The organism is Psychromonas aquatilis (assembly GCF_038155185.1).
GTDB classification, from domain to species: Bacteria; Pseudomonadota; Gammaproteobacteria; order Enterobacterales; family Psychromonadaceae; genus Psychromonas; species Psychromonas aquatilis.
Genome location: NZ_JBAKAZ010000056.1, coordinates 1 through 20,589, shown reverse-complemented (window position 1 = coordinate 20,589; position 20,589 = coordinate 1). Strand labels below are relative to the sequence as shown.

Annotated in this window: 19 protein-coding genes; 9 read left to right on the top strand and 10 right to left on the bottom strand. The window is 39.3% G+C overall.

Annotated elements, in window-relative coordinates; genetic code table 11:
- Positions 1–168 precede the first annotated feature (168 nt).
- Positions 169–807, bottom strand: a complete 639-nt coding sequence (locus tag V6256_RS12650) for a hypothetical protein (RefSeq protein ID WP_341598586.1) — start codon at positions 805–807, stop codon at positions 169–171.
- Positions 808–1,248: 441 nt separating this feature from the next.
- Positions 1,249–1,422, bottom strand: a complete 174-nt coding sequence (locus tag V6256_RS12645; protein ID WP_341598585.1) for an SEC-C metal-binding domain-containing protein — start codon at positions 1,420–1,422, stop codon at positions 1,249–1,251.
- 237 nt (positions 1,423–1,659) lie between these two features.
- Here V6256_RS12645 and V6256_RS12640 point away from each other — a divergent pair, with 237 nt between their 5' ends.
- Together V6256_RS12640 and V6256_RS12635 are read left to right on the top strand one after the other, a co-directional pair.
- A complete protein-coding gene (locus V6256_RS12640) occupies positions 1,660–2,175 on the top strand; it encodes a TetR/AcrR family transcriptional regulator (RefSeq protein WP_341598584.1) in 516 nt (171 codons plus the stop codon).
- Positions 2,176–2,177: 2 nt separating this feature from the next.
- Positions 2,178–3,224 carry an alcohol dehydrogenase family protein gene (locus V6256_RS12635; protein ID WP_341598583.1) on the top strand — a complete coding sequence of 349 codons (1,047 nt, stop codon included), beginning with the start codon at positions 2,178–2,180 and terminating at the stop codon, positions 3,222–3,224.
- Positions 3,225–3,293: 69 nt separating this feature from the next.
- Here the strand turns inward: V6256_RS12635 and V6256_RS12630 are convergent, their stop codons facing one another.
- Positions 3,294–4,775 (bottom strand): carboxypeptidase M32, encoded by a 1,482-nt coding sequence (locus V6256_RS12630; protein WP_341598582.1) that lies wholly within the window; start codon positions 4,773–4,775, stop codon positions 3,294–3,296.
- A gap of 261 nt (positions 4,776–5,036) precedes the next feature.
- On the opposite strand from V6256_RS12630, the gene V6256_RS12625 reads away from it, so the two are divergent.
- Complete coding sequence (locus V6256_RS12625) at positions 5,037–5,465, top strand: DUF3859 domain-containing protein (RefSeq protein WP_341598581.1); 429 nt, start codon at positions 5,037–5,039, stop codon at positions 5,463–5,465.
- Positions 5,466–6,378: 913 nt separating this feature from the next.
- On the opposite strand, the gene V6256_RS12620 is transcribed toward V6256_RS12625, so the two are convergent.
- The 4 genes from V6256_RS12620 to V6256_RS12605 form a co-directional block, all read right to left on the bottom strand.
- On the bottom strand, positions 6,379–6,915 hold the full coding sequence (locus V6256_RS12620) for a DinB family protein (protein WP_341598580.1): 537 nt from the start codon (positions 6,913–6,915) through the stop codon (positions 6,379–6,381).
- Positions 6,916–7,060: 145 nt separating this feature from the next.
- A complete protein-coding gene (locus tag V6256_RS12615; protein ID WP_341598579.1) occupies positions 7,061–7,312 on the bottom strand; it encodes a TIGR03643 family protein in 252 nt (83 codons plus the stop codon).
- A 135-nt stretch (positions 7,313–7,447) separates the two neighbouring features.
- Positions 7,448–8,581 carry an MFS transporter gene (locus V6256_RS12610; RefSeq protein ID WP_341598578.1) on the bottom strand — a complete coding sequence of 378 codons (1,134 nt, stop codon included), beginning with the start codon at positions 8,579–8,581 and terminating at the stop codon, positions 7,448–7,450.
- Positions 8,582–8,610: 29 nt separating this feature from the next.
- Complete coding sequence (locus tag V6256_RS12605; RefSeq protein ID WP_341598577.1) at positions 8,611–9,786, bottom strand: MFS transporter; 1,176 nt, start codon at positions 9,784–9,786, stop codon at positions 8,611–8,613.
- A 107-nt stretch (positions 9,787–9,893) separates the two neighbouring features.
- Between V6256_RS12605 and V6256_RS12600 the strand changes: the two genes are divergently transcribed.
- A complete protein-coding gene (locus V6256_RS12600) occupies positions 9,894–10,805 on the top strand; it encodes a LysR family transcriptional regulator (RefSeq protein ID WP_341598576.1) in 912 nt (303 codons plus the stop codon).
- A gap of 43 nt (positions 10,806–10,848) precedes the next feature.
- Here V6256_RS12600 and V6256_RS12595 read toward each other — a convergent pair whose 3' ends face one another.
- On the bottom strand, positions 10,849–11,394 hold the full coding sequence (locus V6256_RS12595) for a DUF4136 domain-containing protein (RefSeq protein ID WP_341598575.1): 546 nt from the start codon (positions 11,392–11,394) through the stop codon (positions 10,849–10,851).
- A 294-nt stretch (positions 11,395–11,688) separates the two neighbouring features.
- Here V6256_RS12595 and fepB point away from each other — a divergent pair, with 294 nt between their 5' ends.
- Genes fepB through V6256_RS12575 form a run of 4 tightly spaced genes read left to right on the top strand, consistent with a single transcriptional unit; the run spans position 11,689 to position 15,525 of the window.
- A complete protein-coding gene (gene fepB, locus V6256_RS12590; protein WP_341598574.1) occupies positions 11,689–12,705 on the top strand; it encodes a Fe2+-enterobactin ABC transporter substrate-binding protein in 1,017 nt (338 codons plus the stop codon).
- On the top strand, positions 12,705–13,721 hold the full coding sequence (gene fepD, locus V6256_RS12585) for a Fe(3+)-siderophore ABC transporter permease (protein WP_341598573.1): 1,017 nt from the start codon (positions 12,705–12,707) through the stop codon (positions 13,719–13,721). The genes fepB and fepD overlap by 1 nt, the downstream gene beginning before the upstream one ends.
- Entirely contained in the window at positions 13,718–14,731 is a 1,014-nt protein-coding gene (locus V6256_RS12580) for an iron chelate uptake ABC transporter family permease subunit (RefSeq protein ID WP_341598572.1), read from the top strand. The genes fepD and V6256_RS12580 overlap by 4 nt, the downstream gene beginning before the upstream one ends.
- Entirely contained in the window at positions 14,728–15,525 is a 798-nt protein-coding gene (locus V6256_RS12575; protein WP_341598571.1) for an ABC transporter ATP-binding protein, read from the top strand. Before V6256_RS12580 ends, V6256_RS12575 begins: the two co-directional genes overlap by 4 nt.
- Before the next feature lie 31 nt (positions 15,526–15,556).
- Here V6256_RS12575 and fes read toward each other — a convergent pair whose 3' ends face one another.
- Complete coding sequence (gene fes / locus V6256_RS12570; protein ID WP_341598570.1) at positions 15,557–16,882, bottom strand: enterochelin esterase; 1,326 nt, start codon at positions 16,880–16,882, stop codon at positions 15,557–15,559.
- Between the two features lie 76 nt (positions 16,883–16,958).
- Positions 16,959–17,984, bottom strand: a complete 1,026-nt coding sequence (locus V6256_RS12565) for a helix-turn-helix transcriptional regulator (RefSeq protein WP_341598569.1) — start codon at positions 17,982–17,984, stop codon at positions 16,959–16,961.
- 137 nt (positions 17,985–18,121) lie between these two features.
- Here V6256_RS12565 and V6256_RS12560 point away from each other — a divergent pair, with 137 nt between their 5' ends.
- Complete coding sequence (locus V6256_RS12560) at positions 18,122–20,155, top strand: TonB-dependent receptor (RefSeq protein WP_341598568.1); 2,034 nt, start codon at positions 18,122–18,124, stop codon at positions 20,153–20,155.
- The last annotated feature ends 434 nt before the right edge of the window (positions 20,156–20,589 follow it).

Below are 20,589 nucleotides of genomic sequence, written 5' to 3'. Positions count from 1 at the left end.
AAAGCATACGAGAAAATTCTACTTTTGACTTCTATTATTTTTTGGGGTGATTACCGCTTAATTCCATGAGGAAAAGCCAGCTTTTTTATGGACGCTTTTTATCTGTCTTTTTGTCTATGTTGTTGTCTATATTATTGTCTATGCTGTTGTCCGCGCTTTTATTTGCATTTACTGAACAGAAAACCCATTCAAAATATCACTAATCTCAGTTTGATATCTTTCCACTAAATCTTCACTGGTGAACACCACAAACTGTGTAGAGCCTGACTGATCAGAAAAGTAATAGCCTAAAAAGTTAAATTTAATGCCTTGCGTGGTGCCCGCCATCACCATGTAGATAACTTGATGACCATTAACAACACGATATTCTTTGTTGATCAGTTTCAGATCAGGCGCGACCTTTTTAGCGTTCTCAAAAGCGATATTCGATAAGTTTTCAGGGGCTAATTTAATACGCTCTGTAATAAGCCTTGCGTATAAATCCCCTTTTTTAAGCGATAAGTTGTACTCAACCGCTGTATCTACTCCATCGCCTTTAGCAAAAGTCCACTCTTTACTGTTTAATGCAACACTCGCGTTATTCGTTTTACTTTTTAATATAAAATTAGCACTCGCAGGTTTATTAAACACAGCCGTGTTCGTTTTAATTTTATTATCATTGGCAAGGTTACTTTGCTCATAAAACCAAGTGCCATTATCACTAAGGATCACAACATCGCCCTGATCTGTCACGGCCTTTTGAGCTGCGCTAACATTAACAGTGGCAAGACATAAGCATATTGCGGAGACGTGTTTTAATAATTTCATGGTGGCCTTTTATAATAAGTCATTAAACATCGCTGAAGAGACTAATATAACATCAACAACTTAACTGTTTATAGCGTCCCTTTCTACAATACTGAGGTTTATCTGCATTAAACCAGCTTTGATGTGTTTATTATTCTCAAATATTTATTAAAAATCTGACTTAAATAGATAACACACTGAAAGAATGACAAATAAACAACAATCTTTGAAGCATCAGCCAGTGGCGCTAATAAAAGCTAGCAAGAAATTAACGTTGAACGATCGGGGTTGTAAGATGGGCTTTGAAGTATTGGATGTAAAAAGCTGTTGGCAGTGATTGAAAAGCGTTCGCCTAAATCGGTGACAAACGTGAAAGCTAACTACTTTACCGTTTTTAGCTTTCACTCTAAACAACACAAGCCGATGATATGTGTTGTTATATGCAGTGGTTATTGTGCGCTGTTATGCGTTTTTACCACAACATTTTTTGTATTTACGGCCATTACCACAAACACATGGATCATTACGTCCCACTTTTGGTGCCGCTCTAGTCACTGGGCTTTGTGGTGGAGGACAACAACTCGTGTTAGTACAAGTTGATTCTTTTGCTTCTGAAAAGTGATTACTTTCATTCATGTTAATTACAAACTCTCTTAAATATAAATTATTAGCCGTGATTATAAACGTAACGCTTCATTAAAAGAAACCATTGTGTGTTTTACCTGACTTTAAACAAGTCTATACACTCTGCTATCACTGTTTATTACAGCAATAAACTTCAGAGAAGTATTTGAGTTACTAATATTACATTGACAATGGTAGAACGTTCACTCTACACTTATGTAGAATGAATGCTCTACCTAGTGAGGAAACATGATAAAAGAATCCATTGCCGCAAGTTTAGAAACCGCCTTCAGTGAGTTTGGATTTGCCGAGCCCAGTGTCGCTAAACTTAAATCTGCTTGTGATGTTAGTTTAAGAACGCTTTACAAACACTATCCTTCTAAAGAGGAAATGATAGTCGCAGCTTTACAACACCGACATCAACGATATTTAACTTTTTTAGTGGAAAATGCACCAAATGCAGGTATTGATTCGATACAACATATTTTTAATATGCTCGGAAAATGGATGCTGGACTATGCACCTAATGGGTGTATGTCGATTAACGCACTTGCAGCGTTTCCAGAAAATAAGTTGATCAATGAAACAGTAAAAACGCATAAAAAAGACGTGCAACGCTTTCTTGGTGAGCAGAGCTTGCGTTGTGATTTAGCGACCCAGTTATTTTTGCTTCATGAAGGTGTGTCATCTGCTTGGCCAATTATTGGCGATCAAGCGCTTCATTCCGCACAACGTTCTATTTTAAACCTACTATCGGAGTCTTAATCATGACTGCACTGCCAACAAAAATGAAAGCCGTACAACTTACAGGACACGGTGGTCCTGAAGTTTTGCAATACACCCAAGATGCAGAAGTACCAAGACCCAAAAACAATGAAGTACTGATCCGCGTATCAGCTGCCGGCGTCAATAATACTGATATCAATACACGTATTGGTTGGTATGCTAAATCAGATAGTGATGACGGTGCCTGGAACGGTAATGCAATGGGCTTTCCTAGAATACAAGGTCCAGATGTATGCGGTGAAATCGTCGCTGTAGGTGAATCTGTAGATCAAACTCGCATTGGTGAGCGAGTATTAATTGAACCGTGCATTAGTAATGTTAATGGGGAAACCGTCGAGCCTCCATTGTATTTTGGCTCTGAATCTGACGGTGGTTTTGCTGAATATACTGTGGTCTCTTCGTATCATGCATATAAAGTTAATTCTCAATTGAGTGATGTCGAACTGGCCTCTTTTCCATGCTCTTATTCGACAGCAGAAAACATGCTAACGCGCGCTATGGTCACCCACAAAGATTGTGTTTTAATTTCTGGAGCTTCAGGTGGTGTTGGTTCGGCAGCGATTCAACTTGCTAAAGCACGGGGCGCAAAAGTGATCGCCATCGCTAGCGTAAATAAGCATCAAGCAATATTAAACTTGGGAGCAGATAGCGTGATTTCTCGAGACGATGATATCGTTGCTGCATTAGGTACAAATAGTGTAGACGTTGTTATCGACCTTGTTGCAGGTGATGCATGGCCAAAATTTTTAGACGTGCTACGTCCTAAAGGGCGTTACGCCGTATCAGGCGCTATCGGTGGTGCAATGGTTGAGCTAGATGTACGCACTCTTTACCTGAAAGATTTAAGCTTTTTTGGTTGTACGGTACTTGAGCCTAAAGTGTTTACAAACCTCATTCAACACATTGAGCAGGAAAATATTAAACCGCTTGTTGCTAAGACATTTCCATTAGAAGAAATCGAGCAAGCACAAGCTGAGTTTCTGAAGAAAAACCATATTGGTAAAATCGTGCTTACTATCCGCTCTTAATATTCGTCCATTGTATTAAAAATGAATAGTGGCCCTGCCCTTATAAGAGCAAGGCCTCATTAACATAGCTTATAAATAACGTGTTTCTAGGTGTTTTCTAAAATGCGCTGCATTTAAAGTTTCACCTGTTGCACGTTTAATCAAGTCGTCCGTTGTGTGTAATGACGCTTGTGACCAAATGTTATCACTTAACCATTTAAAAATTGGGCTCAGGTCACCACTTTTAATCGCGCCATCAATATCAACAGTTTGTTGCATTGTCGCTTTATATTGTGCGGCATACATCGCGCCTAATGTATAAGATGGGAAGTAACCAAACGCACCGTCGGTCCAATGGATATCTTGCATGCAACCATTTTGATAATTTCCTTTGGTTGAAAGTCCTAATGATGCTTTCATTTTTTCATCCCATAAAGCAGGCACATCGGTATGCTCAATCACGCCATTGATTAAGTCTCGCTCTATCTCATAACGCATGATCACATGAGCTGGATAAGTTAGTTCGTCTGCATCAACACGTATAAAGCCTTTTTCAACTTGCGTGTAAATCTTATACAAATTTTCTTCTGCAAACACAGGATCTTGATGTGCGTTAAATGCATTAGCAGACAGTTGTGAAAGATGAGAAATAAAAGGTTTGCTGCGCCCTATTTGCATTTCAAAAAACAGTGATTGCGATTCATGAACGCCCATTGAACGCGCTTCACCGACAGGTAAACCAGCAAATGCTTTTGGCAAGCCTTGCTCATAACGTGCATGCCCCGTTTCATGGACAATCCCCATTAGTGCTTGTACAAAGTCTTTCTCATCGTAACGCGTGGTAATACGTACATCTGAAGGTACACCACCACAAAATGGATGGACACTTTGATCAAGTCGACCATGGTCAAAATCAAACTTCAATAGTTTCATGGTTTCTACGCCCAACGCTTTTTGGTTAGCTGTCGAGAACGTACCAGATGGCATGATGATTGATTGTGAATTTTGTTTATCTAAGGCTTTTTCAATTAATTCAGGTAACCAAGTTTTTACATCAGAAAATAAAGTATCTAATGACGCAGTTGTGGTGCCAGGTTCAAACTTGTCTAGCATTGCATCGTAAGGTGTTGAGCCAAGTGCTTCACTGCGAATTTTTGCTTCTTCGCGAGACAGTTTAACCACCTCTTTCCAGTTTTTCTCAAAGCCTTCCCAATCATTCGCTGGGCGTTGAGAGCGCCATGCATGTTCACATTTAGAGCCCGCAATAGACTGAGCTTGTACAAGATCCTCTGGCACAATGGTCGCTTGTTGCCACTGCCGTTTCATTTCACGTAAGCTTGATTGCTGTTCAGTACTGAGTAATTCCTGTTGCGCTTTATCAAACCATTCTCCCAGTTGTGGTTGCGTTGATAAGCGATGAACATGCACTGATAATTCGGCCATTGCTTTAGAGCGGGCATCGTTACCACCTGCAGGCATATTAGCAGCGGCATCCCACCCCAACATTGATTGAGCATGATTAAAATGGCTAATGGTTTGGTAATGAGCGGTTAATTGATCGTAATTTGACATAATCTGGTCACTTCCTATTAGAATATCAGCTTGATATGAGATGTTTGCTATTGATTGAACCATCTTATTACATGCAACGACATTTGGACAATAACAATCTGAATGCAAAGGTTTAATCTCAATGCTGATCTTTATCAATATGCTTTTACACTGTTATCAAGGATCACTTTCAAATATACTAATTGTTCATTACAGCATGCCAATAGGCAGACAACGCGGCTTAAATGTATAGCCAACAACCATTTTAAAATAGAGTGTTATATGCCCCCTAAAAAACCAGTGGTTCGCATCCAAAGTTATGGAATTTACACAACCTGGCAATCCAAAAGCAAAGCATTGCCAAAAATACAAAAGTTTACCCTCGATATCCCTGCACAAATCGATATTGAGTTTGGTTTAACCATTAACCTTAAAAGTGCGCGCGGCTCAAAAATCTTTTTTACCATTGACCACCCCGGTATTTTAGATGATGCGGGACAAGCACGTGCTCCGTTCACAGGTGAAGTACATGTCACCAACAATGATTGGGATTTTTATCTTGGCGATACGATATGGGCGCCAATTGAAGATAAATGTGGTGACTGGCGAATGACTATTGAACACAAAGGCGCAATTATTGCTGAGAAAACATTTACTGTAACAGCTGAAGAAGATAATGAGACCTTTAATAAGCGTTTTGCTTTTATCTAGTGCCAGAACCTTGTTTTGACTTTGGGGCGGTGGGCGAATTAAGCGCCAGCTTAGTATCATGAGCGGAGGAGCTCTGCGACTCCTTTTTTTAGCCTCCCTTGTGGGTGCAATGAATAAAAAAGCACTGCGCTCTTTACCTTGTTGCATTTTACTTAGATGAAGTTTGTTTTGGTTTTTTATTTTGACGCAAGCAGGGAGACTAAAGTCACCGCCCCAAAAGCATTACTTACTAGAAAATTGTAAAACTCTATTAATTAAACTCCCATTTACAATCACTGAAGCCATTAAACAAAAATACGCATAACACTATCACGATAACCACACATCTCCGTTGCGTTTTCCTAATGTCAACAATATGGTTCGCAACGGCAAACAGGACGTTTGCTGTAGCCTCAGAAAGCACATGGATGTGCTTCCTGAGGCGGTGCGTTAAAACCATATTGGTGAGATTAGATCAGAAAACAATCCGGAGTCAGTCTCTTTGCTTCTTTCTCTTCTGACAAGAGAAAGAAGATCGCTGACAAGGCGAAACAAACCGCGATTAACAACGAAAAGCTAAAACGAGCGCAGACGAGGCAATAACAAATGAAGAATCATAAACCTACTTTCGGGGCGGTGGGCGAATTAAGCGTCAGCTTAGTACCATGAGCGAAGGAGCTCTGCGACTTCTTTTTTCAGCCTCCCTTGTAGATGCAGTTAAGAAAACAAAGCACTTCGCCTCTTTATCTTGTTGCATTTTACTTAGACGAAGTTTGTTTTGGTTTTTTATTTTGATGCAAGCAGGGAGACTAAAGTCACCGCCCCGAAGTGAACGTCAATACTACTCCGCTATCATCTTCCTTCGCTAAGCCTTGTTTGAACTGTTAAATAACAATCTTAAATAACGGCCTTAAATAACAGACAATCTAAACCATCAAATAATATTCGCTTGGATAAATTCTAAATCAGTAATGCCGATATCTATATCCATTTGACTCAACAAAGTAATGATTTGACCTTTGTGATAGGTCTGATAATTAAACACATGCATCAATAAATTAAAAAGAGATTTATTGGCGTCTTTACCTTTATCATTTTGATAACTTATTGGCTGGGATAAGTCTTGATCACTAAGCTCACTAGCGAGCTCTAATAATGCTTCATCTAATAACACACGGCGATCTTTCAAGTCTTTGAAATTATTAGCTAGAAATACATCCATTGATGCAGGCATCGCTAAGTTTGCTATCGGTTGGTAGGCGTCGTACTTGTCTAAAACCGATGAGAACCGTTTCAACCACAAGGTATCACTTACACAAATGTGGTTTAACGAGGCAAAAATAGACCCAAAACGCGCCCCTTGATCTTGATGTAATTTTTCAGGTGAAATGACGCTGATTGCTTCATATAGCTTTTGGTTTATCCACTGGTTGTAATCTGCCATTTGATAAACATGTTGTTTAAATTCCATAAATCGTTTTTCCTGTACCGGTATTCATTTTATTTTAACCCGTACCCTATTTGATTTATATTTTTTTAAAAAGTAATTTATACAAATTCAGCGTTTAAAGCTGTATTTAATCAGCCTGTTATCAAGAACGTTCAACAATAGCTGATTATTTATGCTTGTATTGTGTCGGGCAATAGCCTCGGCTTACCTCGCAACTGCGCAACTTTAAATGCTTGGTGGTACGGCCCCTCATTCTTTCTCGCCATACTTTAAAAGTGTTGCTCTTTAAGCGGCTACGCATAAAACGAATCACCTGTGATTCATTTAAACCAAATTGGATCGCGATAGCCTCAAACGGGGTTCTGTCTTCCCATGCCATTTCAATAATTCTTGATTCAGTTTCTTCAGATAAATGCATTTTATTCTCAAACAGTAAACGGTACTGATATTACGCAAATAACCAATAGAGAGATCAACTTGATTTGAAATAAACGCCTCATCTAACGGTTAACGTTGCACTAGATAAGGCGTTGAAGGATTGTGAAAGGCTAGCCTACTTTGCAGCTCTGTTACTTGTTGCTAATAAAATAATGGAAATAATCACACAAAATGTGACGCCACTTAACCAGATATTATTAATGCCACCTGGAATATATTCAATAAATGACGTTAAAAACTGCCCAGAGAAAATAGCCATAGTAAAGTAAGATAAATTACGACCACGGACCTTAGCAGGACTTAATTCTACTGTCATATGGTTCAATAACGGCACCGTAAAACCAAATCCAATCCCACAAATTATCGCCCCAATCACCAATGAAGGTGTAGCCATTTGTAAAAATAAGAAGTAAGCAATGCCATAACAAATAAATGCAACGGACAATACTTTTAACTCACCCAGTAATTTGACAACTTTAGACATAAATAAAGCGGCAACCACAGCAACCAATGATATCGAAGCCAATAATGTTCCTACTTGCTGTTCGTCATACCCCTCTCTATGCATCGCGACTGGTAATAATACAAAGGCAGTAAAAAAGACCGACATAGAAAATAATGCCATCAAATAAACACCTTTCAATGATAATGCTTTTGGCTTTATGATTTGCTCGGTTGTTTCACTGACTTTTTCCGCAGGGCTATTACGCGGCACAAATAAAAATAACATGATTAAAAATATCCAAGCCAATAGATACAAGGTTAAAGGCATCGCCCAATAATGTGTGGCCAATATTCCGCCTACGAATAGAAACAACACACCACCAAATTCAATGGCCATGCCTTGTTTTGCGATCATATTTAATCGTGCTTTCCCGGTGTACCATTGAGAAATCAATACAGTACTTCCGGCCATCACAGCCGATGTCACGCCACCGAGTAAAACACGATTGGTAAATACAGCAGCAGGACCATTTAGCCAATAAACACTGGCTCCGATAAAACCATATAGAAATAGCCCAATAACCACACAATAATAGGCACCAAATTTATCGATTAACTTACCCGAGAGTGGTGCAAACAACACAGCACCTAATGCGGGTAGTGTAATTAATAAAATGGCGTTATCAGCAACTCCTAATGCTTCAGAAATACCGATTAAACCGGGCGCAACCAATGTGCCGACCATAATGATTAAGGTAGCAATCGACAATAAAGTATAACTACCTGTGGCTTTTAATTGATTCATACAAACTCCAAATAAGATATCAAACTAAATTAATATTTTTTAACTAAAAAATTAAAAACTGCGCTCAATGCAATAAACACTACGCTGACAGCAATGACACCAGGCCATTGAAATAAAGAGAACATATAAACGCCCACTACTGATCCTATTGCTCCACCTGAATAGTATCCGAGCATATAAATGCCATTGATGCGACTTTGTGCACTTGGGTCAATACTAAAAACACGCACCTGATTGGCAACTTGTGCGCTAAAAATACCAAAATCAATCAGAATAATACCTGCAATCAAGGCAATTAAGTTGCCAGCAAATAGCCCAGTTACCACAAAACCAATGGCAATTAACGCAAGCGCAACCATTACTACGCTTTTAGATCCGAAACGGTTAACCCACTTACCAGAAGATTTAGCACCAATCACACCGGCCAATGCCACAATACCAAATAAGCCAGCTTGCTGAGCGTCATAATGAAATGGTTCACCATGCACATAAATCGCCAGTGTCGCCCACAACACATTAAAAGCGGCAAACCAAAGGCTTCCGGTTAAGGTAAAGTAGCGTAAGGATTTATGTTTATAAAATAGCTGCAATGTACTTTTAAGCAGCGGCAGATAACGTAAGTTACTTTGCGGTTTGTTATCCGGTAAAAATGCGTATAAAAGCACACCAAACAATGTCGCCAGTAATGCAGACATAACAAATACACTACGCCAACCAAAATTCTCACCGACAAAACCACTGAGTGTTCTAGATAATAAAATACCGAGCGTCAGTCCCATCATCAGAGTACTCAAGGTAGCCCCTTTGTTTTCTTTTGAAACCAGCGACGCCGCGAATGGGATTAACTGCTGAGTAATATTGGCGCTCACACCAATTAAAAATACAGCTATCAATAAAATCGGCAGATTAGGTGTCAACACAGCCAATGTACATGCCGTCACTAACACAGCAGACAAAACACTGATTAAATGACGACGGGCAATAGCATCCCCGAGAGGCGAAATAAATAACAACGCAAAGGCATAACCAAACTGTGTTAATGCAGGAATACTGCCTAATTGTACACTGGTTAAATTAAACTCTTTGGCAATCAGTGGCAAAATGGGCTGATTATAATAAAGGTTTGCGGCGGTGGCAGCGATTGCTGTGGTCATCAGCAATAATATAAACCGACTAAGTTGTTGATCTTGTTTAGCTGTGTTCATGATTTTCTCTGTTATTAATGAAGTACGGCTAGAATAAAGCCTATTCATCTATAACAAAAATGTTAATATTTAATAGAATCTATACAAATATTATATACAGGTGCTTCATGGATATTAAAACACTTAAAAGTTTCATTACCGTAGCAAAGCATAAAAGCTTTTCAGAGGCAGCACGTGAGCTTCATACCGTACAACCGGCTGTTAGTCGTCATATTTCTACATTAGAGTCTGACCTGGGTGTGACTTTATTTAAACGTAACTCCCGAGATGTCGCGATCACCCAAGCAGGATTACAATTATTAAAAGATGCCAGTGCTATCTTGGCGTTAACCGAGCAAGCTAGAACTCAAGTTAAACAAGCGCATAATGGCCAAAGAGGCACGCTAAACATTGCTCATTTAAGTTCTGCTTGTTTGCCGTTTCTTGCGGCATTAGTGAGTCAATATAAGCAGCAATTTCCGCAGGTGCATGTTTCGTTATTTGAAATGACCGCTACTGAACAAATTGAACCGCTTAAGAATGGTGAAATTGATATTGCCTTTTCAAGGCCTTTACCAGCGTCTATTGCTGATACCTTTGCTAACCATGATATTTATATCGACCAGTTTGTTGCAGTCGTCAATCACAATCACCCTTTAGCAAACACTCATTCGATTGGTCTTTCTAAGATGAAAAATGAACAGTTCATTATTTTTAATCGAGATGAAGCATTAGGGTTATTTGATGAAACCATTACTATCTGTAAACAGGCAAAATTTTCACCTAATATTGTAAGCCAACCTCGACACATGCAAACCTTAGTCACTGAAGTGGCGGCAGGCTTAGGTGTGGCAATCGCCCCATTTTGTGTCAGTAAACTTTATAGTGAAGGTTGTCATTTCATTAAGTTGGAGAATGTTGAGACAAAAATGCCGGTGCAAATTCAGTATAAACAAAGTAACGATAATGCGACGGTGAATGCGTTTGTTGATATTGCATTAAATGCAAGGGAGGCTATTCAAGCAGAGATGAGTGTATAAAAATCAACGGGATCGCTATTAGCAAATCCCGTTGACTGTGTATTTATTTAACGGTTTCAGGTGGGAAGCCACTTAGAATTGTCGTTACAACTTCATTAATTCTTTCATTGCGTGCTTCAGGTGATTGATTTTTTAATAAACGCCCTTCACGTGCACCACGCCAAACTAATTGATTTGTGTTTTGATCAACAACATCAAGTACCAGTGTACCCACTTCATATTCACGTGTAGTAGTTTGTGTGTTGTAGCCCATTCCCCAGTTATTCCAATGTGCGCCATAACCTGTATTGAAAGTTTCAACATCCATTTTTGTATCCACTGAAGCGTGGTAATTAATCAATACATCAGCCTCAGCCGCAGGGACTAATGTCATGCCTTGTTGCTGTAATTTCTCTGTCACCGCATCCTGTACACGTTTTTCTGTTAATTCACTGATTTGGTAATTTCCAGTTCCTGCTAATGTTGCCTCTGGTAACCAAGCAAATGTTTTGTAGTTAGTGAAATCAACAGTTTTATCGTAATCCACATCAGGTGTTTTGGCACAAGCTGCCAAGACCAGTACGGTTGCAGCAAGAAATAGGTTTTTCATGGTTTTGTATTCCTTTATTAATGGGTCAGGAGTGCTTAATTATATCGCACTAAATTCACTGTTTAATCTTAAATGCGCATCACAATGCAACATTATAGCGTTATAGTGGACAACGTAAGCCTCAGAAAATTCTGACAAATCTCCCTGTAAATACTTAAGTGATTGTTTTTATCACAAAATTAATCGTAAATTTATCATTGAATTTCAACTTCGTAAATAAAAATAATTATCATTACTTTTAATATCTGGTTTTATCACTATAATTAGCTTTTAATTTTTTTTAGGATAAAACGGATGTTTAATTGTTTCGCCTTTCCCAGAAAGCTTCTTATTATTGGTGTCGTATTTATTTTAACAGCATGTGATGCTTCCACTTCAACAACACACTCTTTAGCAATAGATCAGGTTGAAAAAAGTAATGAAGGCTGGCCAAGAAGCATTATGACCAGTAAAGGCCTATTAACATTAGAGCAACCTCCTAAACGAATCGTATCCACCAGTGTTACCCTGACCGGCACCCTACTCGCTATTGATGCACCGGTTGTTGCGTCGGGGGCGACGACTCCTAATACGAGCGTTGCTTCTGAACAAGGCTTTATGCGCCAATGGGATCCAGTTGCTAAATCAAGAAATGTTACTGCTTTATATCAAACTGAAGCCAGCGCAGAAGCGATCATTCAAGCCAACCCTGATTTAATCATTATCTCTGAAGCTGGTGGCGATTCTGCGATGCGTTTATACGAGCAGCTAAAGGATATCGCACCGACTTTAGTAATTAGATACGATGATAAAAGTTGGATGCAGTTAGCCACTATTTTTGGCGACTTATTTGGCTTAGAAGCACAATCTCAGAAAATTGTTGCAGATTTTGAACAAAAAATACAAAACACTAAGCAACAAATTACTTTGCCACCGCAACCAACAACAGCAATGGTTTATTATCAAGATGGCACTGGCGCTAATATTTGGACAGAAGCATCAGCACAAGGACGCTTATTAACACAACTTGGTTTTACTTTGGCGGAACTGCCTGAATCCGTTAAAGGTAATATCAGTATGGGTGTACGTAATGACATCGTTATTGCCACGGGTGAACGCTTCCCTGATGCGGTTAATGGTCATTCGGTTTTGCTATTTTCAGCCGCGCCACCAAGAGAGCAAGCATTAAAAGAAAACAATTATTTACAACTGGTCAATGCAGTTAAAAATAACCAGGTTTATGCCGTCGGAGAAGATACCTTTAGGTTAGATTATTACAGCGCAACTAATTTATTAAATCGACTACAGCAGTTATTTGGACAACAACAATAATGGCCAAACATAACAATAACGCTGCTCACGGTAATCGCTATTTTTGGTTATTTAGCTGTTTAACATTGCTCTGTTTGATCATGATTGCCAGCCTGTGTATTGGTGCGAAACCATTATCTGTAGAGACGATTTATGATGTTTTAAAGGGCCAAGATCAAGGACTGGCTAATATCATTATCTACGAAGGTCGATTACCAAGAACATTAACCGGTTTATTTGTCGGTATGGCACTTGGCGTTGCTGGCGCATTAATACAAGCGATAACACGTAATCCCCTTGCTGACCCAGGCATACTTGGTGTCAATCTCGGTGCCAGCTTGGCCGTTTCGATTGCCATTGTGTTTTTTGGCGCAACGCTATTCACGGAGTTTTTCTTATACGCTGCCTGTGGTGCGCTACTGGCTAGTTTATTAGTATTTAGCGTCGGTAGTATGGGAGCGGGCAAAGTTGACCCACTTAAACTAACCCTAGCAGGCATTGCTATTGGCGCTGTTTTTGCGGGCCTTAGTTCAGCCCTTACCCTATTTAACCCAATGGCATTTGATCAAATTAGATTTTGGGCTGTAGGTAGTTTAGATGTGCGTACCTTAATGGTGCCCTTATCAATTGCACCTGTGGTTATCATCGGTTGTTTATTAGCCTTCACTATCACGCCTGCGTTAAATGCCTTTAGTTTAGGTGATGCTTTAGCCTCAACACTTGGCAGTAACCCCGTTCGTATTCAACTTATTGGTTTACTGGTTATTACGCTTTTATGTGGCGCTGCAACCGCTGCTGCAGGGCCTATTGCTTTTGTTAGTTTAATGATGCCGCATATTGCACGTTGGATGGTGGGACCAGACCAACGCTGGATTATCCCGTTTAGTTGTATTTTAACGCCGATGCTTTTATTGGTTGCCGATATTATTGGACGCGTTTTGGTTGTTGGTGAATTGCGTGTTTCGATTGTAACGGCTTTTATTGGTGCCCCTATTTTGATTTACTTAGTGCGTAGAAAAGGAGCGAGTAGCTTATGATTTTACCTATTCGACAGCGCTCTTCCTCCTTATTTAAAAATAACTTCACTGTTAGCTGTGTTGTGCTTTTTTCATTGTTGCTGATCTTTGCCACGCTGTTTTTTGGTAAACAAGTTGCTAGCAGTTTTGATGACGTCTGGCAGCTAATAACCGGACAAGCCACTCACTATCAATCTATTGTTGTCTGGCAATGGCGTGCTTCTCGGTTATTTAGTGCGATCATTATCGGTGCGGCTTTGGGCGTCAGTGGCGCAGTATTTCAATCCTTAGTGCGCAATCCACTGGGTAGCCCAGATATTACTGGATTTAACGTCGGCGCTTTCACCGGGGTTTTAATCTCTCTTGCTGTCTTTGGTAACGTCTATTGGTTCAGCGTGCTGGGTGCAATTTTAGGTGGTCTTTTCTCTGCAATATTGGTGTATATTTTTGCTTATCGTGATGGCCATTCTGGTTTTCGCTTGATCATCGTTGGGATTGCGATCAGTGCAACCTTGACGGCATTTAATCAATGGTTATCGCTCACTGTGTCATTAGAAACAGCAATGACAGCTGCGTTATGGAGTGCGGGTTCACTAAATGGCATGACATGGTTGCGTATTTTACCAGCCACTACATTGATTATCGCCTTGTTAGCTGTATCGCTATTACTCAATACTCGTATGAAACTGTTAGAAATGGGTGATGATACCGCTGCTGCATTAGGTATTTCAGTGAATAAATCTCGCTTGGTCTTGATGTTTGTTGGCGTATCTTTAACCGCATTAGCCACTGCAATCACTGGTCCTATTTCATTTATTTCCCTTGCCGCTCCACAAATTGCGCGACGTTTACAAAAAGACCAAAACATTTCATTGATCGGCTCTGCATTAGTCGGCGCGCTATTATTGGTATTAGCTGACTTCATTGCACAACACGGCTGGGAAAACTCAACATTACCGGTGGGATTAGTCACCATTAGCTTGGGCGGCGTGTACTTAGTTTATTTAATTATTCGGGAAGGGAAAAAATGACCCAGCAATCAACACAAGCAATACTTGAAGCACAATCAGTCACGCTAAGTTATGAACAACATATAGTGGCAAAGGACCTTTCTGTTGATATTCCTGAAGGCAAGTTCAGCGTTATTGTTGGCCCCAATGGTTGTGGTAAGTCAACCCTGTTACGTACCCTTAGTCGCTTATTAATACCGCAATCCGGTCAGGTTTTATTAAGTGGTCAAAACATTCATGAACAATCAACACGTGCAGTAGCAAAAACCTTAGGGCTATTACCGCAAAGTGCGATTGCGCCAGACGGAATTAAAGTTATTGACCTTGTCTCACGAGGACGCTTCCCGCATCAAAAATGGTTTCAACCTTGGAGTGAAACTGATCAAAAAGCAGTGGATATGGCAATGCACGCAACTGGAATCGCTGAGTTTGCAGAGATTAATGTCGATCAACTATCAGGTGGGCAAAGGCAACGAGTTTGGGTTGCGATGGCATTAGCACAAGAAACTTCATTACTATTGTTAGATGAGCCCACCACTTACTTAGATATTGCCCATCAAATTGAATTAATGGACTTATTCCAAGATTTAAATCGTCTGCAAGGTAATACGCTGGTGGCTGTTTTACATGACCTTAACCATGCTTGCCGATATGCAGACCATTTAATCGTAATGAAAGCCGGCACTATTATCGCTACCGGTGCACCCAATGAAATTGTTACAGAACAACTGATTGAGCAGGTATTTGGATTGCCTTGTCTTATTTTAGATGACCCTATATCACATACACCATTAATCATTCCTCGCGGTCGATAATTTGATAGACAGCTGCTAGGCCAGAAAACGGCTAACTAGATAACAGCGCGCCAGGTAACAGCGTGACTAATCCATTGATAAGCCCTGAGCGCCATGATAACCAATCGTGGCCACCTTGTAGTTTATGATAAGTCACTAGCGCACCATGTTGCTGCAATACTTGGTTATGCATATCGTTATAAGTGCGTAAGTCCTTTTCTGCATTACCTACAGTTTGGTAGATATGTAAACCAGACACACTAATTTGTTGTTTGAGCACCCTATCCGCTAGGCTATTGTTAGGCACAACCTTGTCCCATTGTTGATCATGCAATTTAAAAGCATCGGGATCTTGCATTCTCTCAATTTCTGGCCACCAAAATGAACCCGATAAGGTGATCACCTTGTTAAAATAAGTCGGGAAGTACGCACCTGCATATAAAGCGGACAAACCACCAAGGCTCTGCCCTGCTACGAGGTACTCGGTGATATTTATATTGCGTTTTAGTAAATGTTGCTGCACCTCAGGTAATAATTGATCGATAATTGCTTGCCAAAATGGCTGATAACAACTTAACTCCTGCCAACGTGTTTGGTTATCAAGGGAAGGAATTAACAGGTAATGCGCAGCTGCAAGTTTGCCAATACTGGTCAGGTGTTTTAATACTGCTAATGTGCCTGTATTTTCGTCCCACTTTTGTCCATCTAACAAAATAACTAAAGGCGCTTTGCTAGTACTGGTAGAAAATATAGTGCAGTCTCTACTGTTATCTAAACTTACAGAATGCCAAGGTAACGTCTGGTATTGCATACTATCTGTTTTATCTAATCGACCTTGATCCCAGGCTTTCCAACCGAGCTCTTGAGCTGCATCTGGCAGGTGTAAAGGCGAACAAAGTCCCCAGCCTGAAGCAATGTCAGGATATTTATTCAGTGGATCCGGTTGTTGTTGCTTTACCACATCTAACCACCAGCGGCGTTGTGCTTCTCTACTTCGATCCTGTTGTTGTGTATTTAAACGTGCTAATTGGTTTGCTTTAATGGGGATAAATGAATAACTACTACGCCAATCCGCTTGTACATTCAAATAAGCAAACCATAAGTCACTATCATTATGTCTACTAAAACAGGTCGGTTGCCAACTATTGTGATTGGTTATCGCATTAACATGTAATATTACTGAGCAAGTTGTTGATCTATTTTTATCACCTTCAGGATCTCGCCATAGAAATAAAATTATACAACGGCCGTCTTGTTGCTTTTTAATCAATGGCGTCCCATCTTGAGTGAGCTCTCGCCAGCCGTTTTCTGTTTCTACACTGTTAATTGATAAATCGAAATACGTTAATAACGTCTTTAATGGTAATGCGTTGTTCATTAATAACCTTTAAAATTTAACTCACATACAATAAGAAAATGATGGTAGCAATTAACAGAATCGCTGCTTTCTGGTACTAGTTTTGTTGCTCTTTCATCAGCAAATTCTGTGGCGGTATCCCAAATGCTTTTTTAAATGCGCTGGTAAAATTAGAAGGATGACGATATCCCGCATTATAAGCCGCTTCTGAAATCGTCACTAACCCCGCTTGCAATTGTTGTTTAGCAATATTTAAACGTCTGCGTCGTATATAACCTAAAACGCTAATACCCAGTGAATTTTTAAACTTATGTTGCAAACTAGAAATACTCATCGCTGCATATTCAGCGAGCTGTTTGACGGACATTTCTTGGGTTAAATTGGCTTCAATATAAGAAACTAACTTATCTAAAACAGGATCATATCTTGTTGATTCACATATTAATTTTTTATTGTTATTTTTATTTATGACACTCTCATGATGGTTAAGTTGCAGTAACACATTCATTAGCAGTTGCTGCGTTAACAATTCAAGCTGCATTTGTTCTATGACGTTTTTGGGCGCACTGGATTTAATAATATTATTTGTTAAAGATAATATTTCTGGGCTTAGTTGTAATTCAAAGTGCGCTAAATGCTGAGTAATAAATTCACTAAAATTATCCGTAGAACGAATACGATCGGTTAGCCATTCATGCGCTAAGATAATATTTAGCTTCGCCACTTTATTACCTTTATATAAAGTGCGACGAAAACCTACAGCACGTGCTAAACAAACAATCACTGCTTTGGGTTGATTGGTCGCATCATATAGAAAGTTAAGATCATCGTATCCAAAATCTAATTTACCTTCTAACAGTATGGTGAGGCATAATGACTTTTTAGCTGTGGTTAATACTTGAAAATCAACGAGATCTCGTGTTCTACCACCGTATAAAATAAAGCTATTATCAGCTTGATATGAAATAAGATCTCCCTCTATCAAGGCTAAGCTTTTGGTGCCTGTACAGTTATTTGGGGCTTGGGAATGGCTATCAGAAAAGATAGTTTTTTGTTCAACTCCCATGGTGCGAATAAAGGTTCCTTTGGCTAATGCCTCCTTTAATTGCGCTTTTGTTTTCATATTGTTTTTTTCCATAACCAAATCGCTATTTTGCATAAACGATTATGCTGTGATCTTAATAATATTTACTTTACCATTAATGATAATAAATATCATTACCAAGAAATTTAAAAAACAACATAATGGAACTAGTAAATATGAAGCATTGCAAACTATATGCAGCAATTATGATCGCGTTAACCGGTCAAGTCATGGCAGAAGAACCTTCACAAACAGATGTAATGATTGTGACAGGTGAAAAAATCGATAGAGATATTAAAGATACCACTACAGCAATCACTGTTATAGACGGTCAAGATATCGAAAAGACGGGTGCAAAAACAATTAATGACGTGGTGATTGAAGCGCCTAATGTTGTGAGCTCTGGTTTTGGTAGTATTAATATTCGTGGTGTTAATGGGAGTGGTGCAGCGACTGGCTTCTATGCCATCAGAAGTGGTGCTCGTCAGCGCGTTGATACCAATGTCGATGGGGTTTCTGATGCCTTTACTGGTTATAACTTTAGTGGCTCGGGTGTATGGGATGTACAACAAATAGAAGTACTGCGTGGTCCACAATCTACTACTCAAGGTGAAAACTCTATTGGTGGTGCTATCTCAGTGAAAACCAATGATCCTACTTTTGCGCCTGAATATGCAATACGTGGTGGCGCTGAAGTTTATGAAAATGGTAATGTGATGAAAAATGTCGCATTAATGGCATCTGGCCCACTTAATGAACAGCTTGCTTATCGTGTAGCCTTTGATGGCACAGATGGCCAAAGTTATATGACTTATGATGGTGACACAGACTCAGTTCCAGTTGATCCTGAAGACTCAAGAAACTTAAATTTCCGCGGTAAACTACTTTGGAATCCAGCCTTTAATGAAGACTTATCCATTAAATTTACAGGTAACTACCGTAAAGCAGATGGTAACTACTTAAATTGGGCAACTTGGGACGATGGTTCAGGTTATGAAGATGAGACATTATCTTTAGGCACTCATTATAATGAAGGTCTTGGCCGTGATACCAGCTACAATACCCGAATCCAAGACTCTGATGTCTACAATCTTTCTACTGAAATAAACTACAAGATCAATAGTCAAATTGCGAGTAAGACGCTAGTTTCGTTTAACAGCCAAACCAATATCTTTGATCAATACCCAACTGAACAAACCTACAACTTCAAAGATAAAACAACCAAACTTGAAAGCCAATTAACCTTTACTCCAAGTAACTCTAATATTGATGGGTACGTTGGGATAATGGCAGCGGACAGAGAGAACACGGTTTCAAGTGAAAGTTATTCAACTGAAGGTAAAACAGATGAAACACGTCTGGGACTATTTGGTGAAATGAACTACAACATTAATGAGCAGTTCACGCTGACCACTGGCGCTCGATTACAATATGAAAAACAAGATAGATTATTTACCGCGAGTTATGTCAGCCCTGATTTAGATGATGGAATAGAAGACGTTTATCTTTTACCTAAAATAGCGTTAACCTATAGTCCAATTGAAAGCACTACCTTTGGTATCTCTTTCCGCCAAGGTTATAACTCTGGTGGCCTTGGTTACTACAACTACGGTGGCGCTTCTGAAGTTTATACTTACGAAAGTGAATCAGTTAATGCATATGAATTAAGTGCTAAAACAGCCTTTAACCGTAGCACTACCCTTAATACTGCTATTTTCTACAATGATTATAATGATTACCAAGGTATTTCTGACTACAAAATTACTAACGTAGGGCAAGCACATACAATGGGTCTAGAAGTTGAATTGGCGCATTGGTTAACAGACAGCTTAGAAGTAAGACCAGCGATTGGTTTATTGAAATCTAAAGTTGACCAGGACGATAACTTCAAAGGTAACGAGCTTTCAAATGCGCCTGAGTTAAATGCTTCGCTAGGTTTAACACAATATGTAGGTGAGAACTTAACATTAGGTTTAGATGCAACTTATGTAAGCGAATACTACTCAGACCTTGAAAATACATCAGATTACAAAGCCGGTAATTATACGCTGTTAGGAACGAGCATCGACTATACGCTTGGCGACCTATTAATTAGTGGTTATATCACTAACTTAACCGATGAAGATGTTGTTTACTTAATTAATGGTGGATACCGTGCATCAGTTGGTCAAAGCCGTACTGTTGGCTTGAACTTAACTTACAAAATGTAAGTCTAGACAACTAATGTAAGCCTCGACAACTAAAGGTAAGTGAAAAATTCCACTTACCTTTAGTTAATAATAGATTTGAATAATAAGCTAAATCTTCTTTTACTGTTAACCATTAGATCAACCACCTTTTTCCTGTTTTTATCTTTATCTTTATCTTTATCTTTATCTTTATCTTTATCTTTATCTCATCAAACGAATACCTACTAGCAATAACTACAAGCAGATATTAAGCTAGCCTATCGAATAATTAGCCCTAACAACATTTGCTAATGACAATAAATAACTCAAAGCACTTCGCTCTTTATCTTATTGCATTTTACTTAGATGAAGTTTTTTTGGTTTTTGGGGTTGACGCAAGCAGGGAGACTAAAGTCACCGCCCCAAAAGCATTACTTACTAGAAAATTGTAAAACTCTATTAATTAAACTCCCATC

Bases quoted from the DNA above. Each gene is read 5' to 3' on its own strand.
- V6256_RS12595 (WP_341598575.1), bottom strand. From the start codon at position 11,394: ATGAAAAACCTATTTCTTGCTGCAACCGTACTGGTCTTGGCAGCTTGT.
- V6256_RS12560 (WP_341598568.1), top strand. From the start codon at position 18,122: ATGAAGCATTGCAAACTATATGCAGCAATTATGATCGCGTTAACCGGT.
- V6256_RS12635 (WP_341598583.1), top strand. From the start codon at position 2,178: ATGACTGCACTGCCAACAAAAATGAAAGCCGTACAACTTACAGGACAC.
- V6256_RS12615 (WP_341598579.1), bottom strand. From the start codon at position 7,312: ATGCATTTATCTGAAGAAACTGAATCAAGAATTATTGAAATGGCATGG.
- V6256_RS12645 (WP_341598585.1), bottom strand. From the start codon at position 1,422: ATGAATGAAAGTAATCACTTTTCAGAAGCAAAAGAATCAACTTGTACT.
- V6256_RS12610 (WP_341598578.1), bottom strand. From the start codon at position 8,581: ATGAATCAATTAAAAGCCACAGGTAGTTATACTTTATTGTCGATTGCT.
- V6256_RS12640 (WP_341598584.1), top strand. From the start codon at position 1,660: ATGATAAAAGAATCCATTGCCGCAAGTTTAGAAACCGCCTTCAGTGAG.
- fes (WP_341598570.1), bottom strand. From the start codon at position 16,882: ATGAACAACGCATTACCATTAAAGACGTTATTAACGTATTTCGATTTA.
- V6256_RS12575 (WP_341598571.1), top strand. From the start codon at position 14,728: ATGACCCAGCAATCAACACAAGCAATACTTGAAGCACAATCAGTCACG.
- V6256_RS12620 (WP_341598580.1), bottom strand. From the start codon at position 6,915: ATGGAATTTAAACAACATGTTTATCAAATGGCAGATTACAACCAGTGG.
- fepB (WP_341598574.1), top strand. From the start codon at position 11,689: ATGTTTAATTGTTTCGCCTTTCCCAGAAAGCTTCTTATTATTGGTGTC.
- V6256_RS12600 (WP_341598576.1), top strand. From the start codon at position 9,894: ATGGATATTAAAACACTTAAAAGTTTCATTACCGTAGCAAAGCATAAA.
- V6256_RS12625 (WP_341598581.1), top strand. From the start codon at position 5,037: ATGCCCCCTAAAAAACCAGTGGTTCGCATCCAAAGTTATGGAATTTAC.
- V6256_RS12650 (WP_341598586.1), bottom strand. From the start codon at position 807: ATGAAATTATTAAAACACGTCTCCGCAATATGCTTATGTCTTGCCACT.
- V6256_RS12630 (WP_341598582.1), bottom strand. From the start codon at position 4,775: ATGTCAAATTACGATCAATTAACCGCTCATTACCAAACCATTAGCCAT.
- V6256_RS12605 (WP_341598577.1), bottom strand. From the start codon at position 9,786: ATGAACACAGCTAAACAAGATCAACAACTTAGTCGGTTTATATTATTG.
- V6256_RS12565 (WP_341598569.1), bottom strand. From the start codon at position 17,984: ATGAAAACAAAAGCGCAATTAAAGGAGGCATTAGCCAAAGGAACCTTT.
- fepD (WP_341598573.1), top strand. From the start codon at position 12,705: ATGGCCAAACATAACAATAACGCTGCTCACGGTAATCGCTATTTTTGG.
- V6256_RS12580 (WP_341598572.1), top strand. From the start codon at position 13,718: ATGATTTTACCTATTCGACAGCGCTCTTCCTCCTTATTTAAAAATAAC.